This is a genomic window from Xanthomonas sp. SHU 199 (assembly GCF_000364665.1).
GTDB lineage: Bacteria > Pseudomonadota > Gammaproteobacteria > Xanthomonadales > Xanthomonadaceae > Xanthomonas_A > Xanthomonas_A sontii.
Window position 1 is genome coordinate 1 of the sequence record NZ_AQOI01000683.1, and the last position, 6,064, is coordinate 6,064.

The following is a 6,064-nucleotide window of genomic DNA, read 5'->3' on the forward strand; positions in this document are numbered from 1 at the left end:
GCGCGCGCCCTGCGCCGCGCGCTGGCGCGGCACGGCCTGGGCTGAGTCGCCGACTCAGCGCGCGGCGAGGTAGGCGCGCAGCGCGCTGCGCAAGCGCGCCAGGCCTTCGCTCAGTTCGGCATCGGTGAGGTTGAGCGCGGGCACGAAGCGCAGCACGTCCGGGCCCGCCTGCAGGGTCAGCAAACCATGCGCGGCGGCGTGGTCGAGGATGGCACCGGCCTGTCCGGCATGCGCCGGCGCCAGCACCGCACCCAGCATCAGCCCGCGGCCGCGAACCTGCGAGAACAACGCGAACTCGTCGTTGAGCGCCGCCAGGCCGGCACGCAGCGCCGCCGATTGCCGCGACACGTTGGCGGCGATCGCCGTCGAGGCCAGCTTGCGCAGCGCCACCCGCGCCACCGCCGCGGCCAGCGGGTTGCCGCCGAAGGTGGTGCCGTGCGCGCCGAACTGCATGGTCTCGGCGACCTTCGGCCCGGCCAGCAGCGCGCCGATCGGGAAGCCGCCGCCCAGCGCCTTGGCCAGGGTCACGATGTCGGGGACGATCTGGTCCTGCCAGTGCGCGAACAGGGTGCCGGTGCGGCCCATGCCGCACTGGATCTCGTCCAGCACCAGCAGCGCGCCGTGGTGGTCGCACAGGGCCCGCACCTGCGCCAGGAAGCCCGGCGCCGCCGGCATCACCCCGCCCTCGCCCTGCACCGGCTCCAGCATCACCGCGGCCACATCGCCGGCGGCCATCGCCGTTTCCAGCTGCACGATGTCGTTGAAGTCGACGTAGCGGAAACCGCCGGGCAGCGGCTCGTAGCCTTCCTGGTACTTGGGCTGCGCGGTGGCGGTCACCGCGGCCAGGGTGCGGCCGTGGAAGCTGCCGCGGAAGGTGACGATCACCCGCCGCTGCGGCGGACGACCCTGGGCGGTGGCCCACTTGCGCACCAGCTTGATCGCCGCCTCGTTGGCCTCGGCGCCGGAATTGCACAGGTACGCCTTCTCCGCGAAGCGCGAGGCCACCACCAGTTCCTCGACCAGGCGCAGCGGCGGCTCGCTGTAGAACACGTTGCTGGTGTGCCACAACTTGCCGGCCTGTTCGAGCAGCGCCGCCTGCAGGTCCGGATCGTTGTGGCCGAGCCCGCACACGGCGATGCCGGCGGACAGGTCGATGTAGTCGCGCCCCTCGCTGTCCCACACCCGTGCGCCCTGGCCGCGCTCTAGCACCAGTTGGCGCGGACGGTAGATCGGCAGCGCGTAGCGTTGGCCGAGGGCGATCAGCTCCGCGGCGGAAGAAGCGGTCATCGAGGCAGTCCTGCGGGGAAAGCGCCGATTATAAGACCGCCGGCAGCGCTCGGCCGGGGACTGCCGGCCGCCGCCTGGACCGACGGGGCGGCAGGCTGCTGTGCCACACCGCCGCCGCCCGCGCGCGTGCCGCAGCAACCCCACCACGCCGTTGCTCGACATGCGGGAGGGACTTCAGTCCCGACGCGTCAGCGCGACGGCGTCGGGGCGGAAGCCCCTCCCACAGGGGGATCTCCAGCAGCCGCGTCGCATCCGATCAGGACGCCGCCTGCCGCGGCGCGCGCGCCCGCGACCGCAAGGCGGCTCGGGTAGCATGGGCGCATGCGATTTTTCCTCGATTCCCCGCTCGCCCCGGCGACCGAGCACGGCTGGCGGCGCCGCTGGTTCGACATCATCTATCGGCACGACACCACGCCTTCGCGCAACTTCGACCTGTTGCTGGTCGCGGCGATCCTGGCCAGCGTCGCGGTGATCCTGGTCGACAGCGTACCTGCGCTGCACAGCCGTTACGCCGGCGCGCTGTACGTGCTGGAGTGGGGCTTCACCGTGCTGTTCACCGCCGAGTACGCCTTGCGCCTGGCCACGGTGCAGCGGCCGCTGCGCTATGCGCTGAGCTTCTGGGGCGTGATCGACCTGTTGTCGATCCTGCCCACCTACGTCTCGTTTCTGCTGCCCGGCGCGCAGACGCTGCTGGTGGTGCGCGTGCTGCGGGTGCTGCGGCTGTTCCGCATCCTCAAGCTGACCCGCTACGTCGAGGAAAGCAGCCTGCTGGTCGATGCGTTGTGGCGCAGCCGGCGCAAGGTGTTCGTGTTCCTGTTCACGGTGATCACGCTGGTAGTGATCTTCGGCGCGTTGATGTACGTGGTCGAAGGCCCGGCCAACGGCTTCACCAGCATCCCCACCGCGATGTACTGGGCGGTGGTGACGATGGCCACGGTCGGCTTCGGCGACATCGCCCCGCTCACCCCGCTGGGCCGCGCCATCACCTCGGTGCTGATCCTGATCGGCTACAGCATCATTGCCGTGCCCACCGGCATCTACACCGCGGAACTGGCCAACAGCCTGCGCGATGCCGACCGCAGCCGCGCGCCGGATCGACGCACCTGCGCGCACTGCGGCCTGCACGGCCACGACCGCAACGCCGGCTATTGCCGGGGCTGCGGCCAGGCGTTGCCCGAGACGGTGCCCTGAGCCCTTACCAGACGCCGGTGTTCGGCATCGACGCCCACGGCTCGGCCGGCGCCAGCGCCTCGCCCTTCTGCAGCAGCTCGATCGAGATCAGGTCCGGGCTGCGCACGAAGGCCATGCGCCCGTCGCGCGGCGGACGGTTGATGGTCACGCCGAGCGACTGCAGGTGCGCGCAGAGGGCGTAGATGTCGTCGACCTCGAAGGCCAGGTGGCCGAAGTTGCGGGCGCTGCCGTAGTCCTCGTCCGAGCCCCAGTTGTAGGTCAGTTCGACCTCGGCTTCCGGGTTCTCCGGCGCGCCGAAGTACACCAGGGTGAACTTGCCGGCTTCGTTCTCGATGCGGCGGGTTTCGTGCAGGCCCAGGCCTTCGGTGAAGAACGTGCTGGTCTTCTCCAGGTCGTGGACGCGGATCATGGCGTGCAGGTATTTCATCGTGACAACTCCGAGGGTGGGGGATGGGACGCGCGCCGTACCGCAATGGCGCGCGGAAAGGGCGCATAGGGTAGCGCCGGCGGCGTGCAGGCATGGCGACGCCGCGGCGGGACCGGTTCAGCGGAAATAGCAGGCCTTCAACGGCAGCGCCGCCGCGCCCACCGCGCTGGCATCGGCGGTGGCCGCGGCCGGCAGCAGCACCGGCAACGGCCGCGCCTGGCCGCGGCGCGGCTGGTTGTCGATGCGCACGTGCGGAATCAGCCGCGTCGCCAGCTCGCGCGGCATGCGCCCGCCGAACACCACCGCCTGCGGATCGAAGATCGCCACGATCGCCGACACGATCAGCGACAGGCCCGGCGCCACCCGCGCGATCCAGCGCTCGATCGCCGGCCACGCCGGATCGTAGGCGGCCAGCAGCGCGCGGATGTCGGGCAGCGCGATGCCGTCCTCGGCCAGCAGTTGCCGCAACAGTTCCAGCGTGCCGCGCTCCAGCCCCTGCTGCGGCAGCATGCCGGCGAATTCGCCGGCGTTGCCGTGCGCGCCGCGCAGGCAGGTGCCGTCGATCACCACGCCACCGCCCAGGCCGTAATTGAAGTGCAGATAGGCGAAGTCGCGGTACTGGCGGCCGATGCCGAGCAGGCTCTCGCCCGCCGCCGCCACCGTGCCGTCGTTGTCCACCCACACCGGCAGGCCCAGTGCCTCGGCCAGCCAGTCGCCGATCGACAGCTCGCCCAGCGCGCGCAGCGGCTCGGGCGGATTCATGTGCACACCGTCCTCGACGAAGAAACCGGTCATCGCCACCCCCGCGCCCAGGCGCGGACCCAGCCCGGCGCCGGCCGCCGCGGTCAGCGCCGCGTCGGCCTCGCGCAGTTGCGCCAGCAGCGCGGCCGGCTCGGTCGAGCGCAGCGCATGCTCGGCGGTGCCGCGGATCTGCCCGCTGAAATCCAGCAATGCCAGCGACAGCGCGTCGGTCGCGATCGCATAGCCGACGGTATGGCCGTAGCCGGGATTGAGCGCGATGCCCGCGCCTGGCTTGCCGCGGCCCGCGTGCGCCAGCGAGGCGCCGATCGCGACCAGGCCGCGCTCGGCCAGCGCATCGACCAGGCGCACCGCCGACTGCACGGTCAGCCCGGTGCTGCGGCTGAGATCGGCGCGGGTGGCGGTGCCGGCCAGGCGCAGGCGATCGAGCATGTGCCGCTCGTTGTCGCTGAGATCGGCGTGGATGGCGTGGCGGGACTCGGGAAGACGCGGCAGGGCGACGGCGACTGGAGCGGGCATGGGCGGCGGTGGCATCAAGACCCGGGCAGCATAGCCGCGCCGCGCGTGGTCATCGCGGCAGCGAACGCGATCGGATGGAACAGAGCGTTTGTGCAACGCGTCGCCGCGCGTAGCCGGCGCGTTGCGATCGCGGCCTCGCAACGCCCGCAACGCGCGGCCGCGGCACACCCGGCACGCACGGCCACGCCGGGTCTCAGTCCAGGAACAGGTCCGGCAACAGCGGCTGCGACGGATCCAGCGCGTAGCCGGACAACTCGTGCACCCCGGCCTCGGCCAGCACCGCGTCGTCGATCAGGAACTGGCCGTAGAAGCCGGCCGCCGGCCGGATCAGCACGGCGTGCGCGGCGTCGGCCATGATCTCCGGGCGGCGGCCGTTGCCGGCGTCGACGCCGGGAATCATGTTCAGCGCCTCGGTGGCGATCAGCGTGCGCGGCCACAGCGCATTGACGGCAACGCCCTGCGGGCCGAACTCGCCGGCCAGGCCAAGGGTGACGAAGCTCATGCCCATCTTCGCCAGCGTGTAGCCGGTATGCGGCGCCCACCACTTCGGGTCCAGCGACGGCGGCGGCGCCAGGGTCAGGATGTGCGGGTTGGCGCTGCGCAGCAGGTGCGGCAGGCAGGCCTGCGCGCACAGGAAACTGCCGCGCGCGTTGACCTGCTGCATCAGGTCGAAGCGCTTCATTGGCGTCTCCAGTGCGCCCCGCAGCCAGATCGCGCTGGCGTTGTTGACCAGGATGTCGATGCCGCCGAAGGCCTCCACCGTCGCCGCCACCGCCGCACGCACCTGCTCCTCCTCGCGGATGTCGCACTTCAGCGCCAGCGCGCGCCCACCGGCTGCCTCCACCGCCGCCGCGGCGGTGTGGATGGTGCCGGGCAGCTTGGGATTGGGCACCGCCGACTTCGCTGCGATCGCCACATTGGCGCCATCGCGCGCCGCCCGCAGCGCGATCGCCAGCCCGATACCGCGCGAGGCGCCGGTGATTAGGAGGGTTTTGCCTTTCAGGGTCATTTGAGTGGGAATGGAGAATGGGGAACCGGGAATGGGAAAAGCTTAGCGCCTTATCGCCGCGTGCCCGTCAGACCAGACGCACGCGGATTCCGTTTTTTCCATTCCCCATTCTCCATTCCCCACTCCCGGCCCCTCAGGGCTTCGGCCCCTGCCCCTCGTTGTCTTCCCACTTGAGCAGGCGCCGGGTGACGAAGCGGTACACCGGCTTGCCGCTGGCGAACCACAGTTCGCGCACCCAGGAATGGCGCTTGAGCAGGCGCCGCTCGACCGGGGTCAGCGCGTGCGCGCAGTACATGCGCTTGTGCTTGAGCAGATGGCGCAGGTCCTCGCGCGCCAGCAGGCGCATCCAGCGCGAACGCGGCGCGCCGCGCACGGCCAGCTGGAAGTCGATCAGCGCCGGGCTGCCGTCTTCCAGTACCAGCCAGTTCGCTTCCTTGGCCAGGTCGTTGTGCGCCACCCCGCGCCGATGCACCTGCTGCAGCAGGCGCCGCGCAGCGCGGAAATACGCCAGGTCGCCGCGCGGCGGCCGCTGGTACATCGCCGCGCCGTCCAGGTAACTGCGATCCAGGAACGTGCCGTCCCAGCCGCGCAGCTGCGGCGTCGCCGCCATGCCGTTCAGCTGCCGCAGGGCGAGCGCCTCGCGGCGCGCCAGCCACCATGCGGGCAGCCGCAGCCACCACGGCGAGGCGGTGAGGTCGCGGCGGACGAAGCGCGCCTCGCCCTCGCCCAGCAGCAGGATGCGGCCGAAGCTGTCGGCCTTGAGGATCTGGACGGTGCGGGAGGCGGGGGAAGGCATCCGGCCAGTGTAGAGCGTGCGACGCGGTTTGACGGGGCTGCGCGGTCGCCCGCCACTTCCAGGCAGGCACCTGGTC

6 protein-coding genes are annotated in these 6,064 nt (G+C 71.4%); 1 reads left to right on the forward strand and 5 read right to left on the reverse strand.

Features of this window, described 5'->3' with window-relative positions; all coding sequences use genetic code 11:
• Positions 1-54: 54 nt before the first annotated feature.
• The gene (locus D183_RS0119540) at positions 55-1,287 is read right to left on the reverse strand and encodes an acetylornithine transaminase (protein WP_017910490.1); all 1,233 of its coding nucleotides are present in this window, start codon (positions 1,285-1,287) and stop codon (positions 55-57) included.
• A gap of 321 nt (positions 1,288-1,608) precedes the next feature.
• Here D183_RS0119540 and D183_RS0119545 point away from each other — a divergent pair, with 321 nt between their 5' ends.
• Positions 1,609-2,478 carry an ion transporter gene (locus D183_RS0119545; RefSeq protein WP_017910491.1) on the forward strand — a complete coding sequence of 290 codons (870 nt, stop codon included), beginning with the start codon at positions 1,609-1,611 and terminating at the stop codon, positions 2,476-2,478.
• Between the two features lie 4 nt (positions 2,479-2,482).
• On the opposite strand, the gene D183_RS0119550 is transcribed toward D183_RS0119545, so the two are convergent.
• The 4 genes from D183_RS0119550 to D183_RS0119565 form a co-directional block, all read right to left on the reverse strand.
• Positions 2,483-2,905 (reverse strand): VOC family protein, encoded by a 423-nt coding sequence (locus D183_RS0119550; protein ID WP_017910492.1) that lies wholly within the window; start codon positions 2,903-2,905, stop codon positions 2,483-2,485.
• A 117-nt stretch (positions 2,906-3,022) separates the two neighbouring features.
• Positions 3,023-4,183, reverse strand: a complete 1,161-nt coding sequence (locus D183_RS0119555) for an ROK family transcriptional regulator (RefSeq protein WP_026144674.1) — start codon at positions 4,181-4,183, stop codon at positions 3,023-3,025.
• 193 nt (positions 4,184-4,376) lie between these two features.
• Positions 4,377-5,192, reverse strand: a complete 816-nt coding sequence (locus D183_RS0119560; protein ID WP_017910494.1) for an SDR family oxidoreductase — start codon at positions 5,190-5,192, stop codon at positions 4,377-4,379.
• 133 nt (positions 5,193-5,325) lie between these two features.
• On the reverse strand, positions 5,326-5,988 hold the full coding sequence (locus tag D183_RS0119565; protein ID WP_017910495.1) for a serine/threonine-protein kinase: 663 nt from the start codon (positions 5,986-5,988) through the stop codon (positions 5,326-5,328).
• Between the last annotated feature and the right edge of the window lie 76 nt (positions 5,989-6,064).

Coding starts and splice junctions, on each gene's coding strand:
- D183_RS0119560 (WP_017910494.1), bottom strand. CDS start 5,192: ATGACCCTGAAAGGCAAAACCCTCCTAATCACCGGCGCCTCGCGCGGT.
- D183_RS0119555 (WP_026144674.1), bottom strand. CDS start 4,183: ATGCCCGCTCCAGTCGCCGTCGCCCTGCCGCGTCTTCCCGAGTCCCGC.
- D183_RS0119540 (WP_017910490.1), bottom strand. CDS start 1,287: ATGACCGCTTCTTCCGCCGCGGAGCTGATCGCCCTCGGCCAACGCTAC.
- D183_RS0119565 (WP_017910495.1), bottom strand. CDS start 5,988: ATGCCTTCCCCCGCCTCCCGCACCGTCCAGATCCTCAAGGCCGACAGC.
- D183_RS0119550 (WP_017910492.1), bottom strand. CDS start 2,905: ATGAAATACCTGCACGCCATGATCCGCGTCCACGACCTGGAGAAGACC.
- D183_RS0119545 (WP_017910491.1), top strand. CDS start 1,609: ATGCGATTTTTCCTCGATTCCCCGCTCGCCCCGGCGACCGAGCACGGC.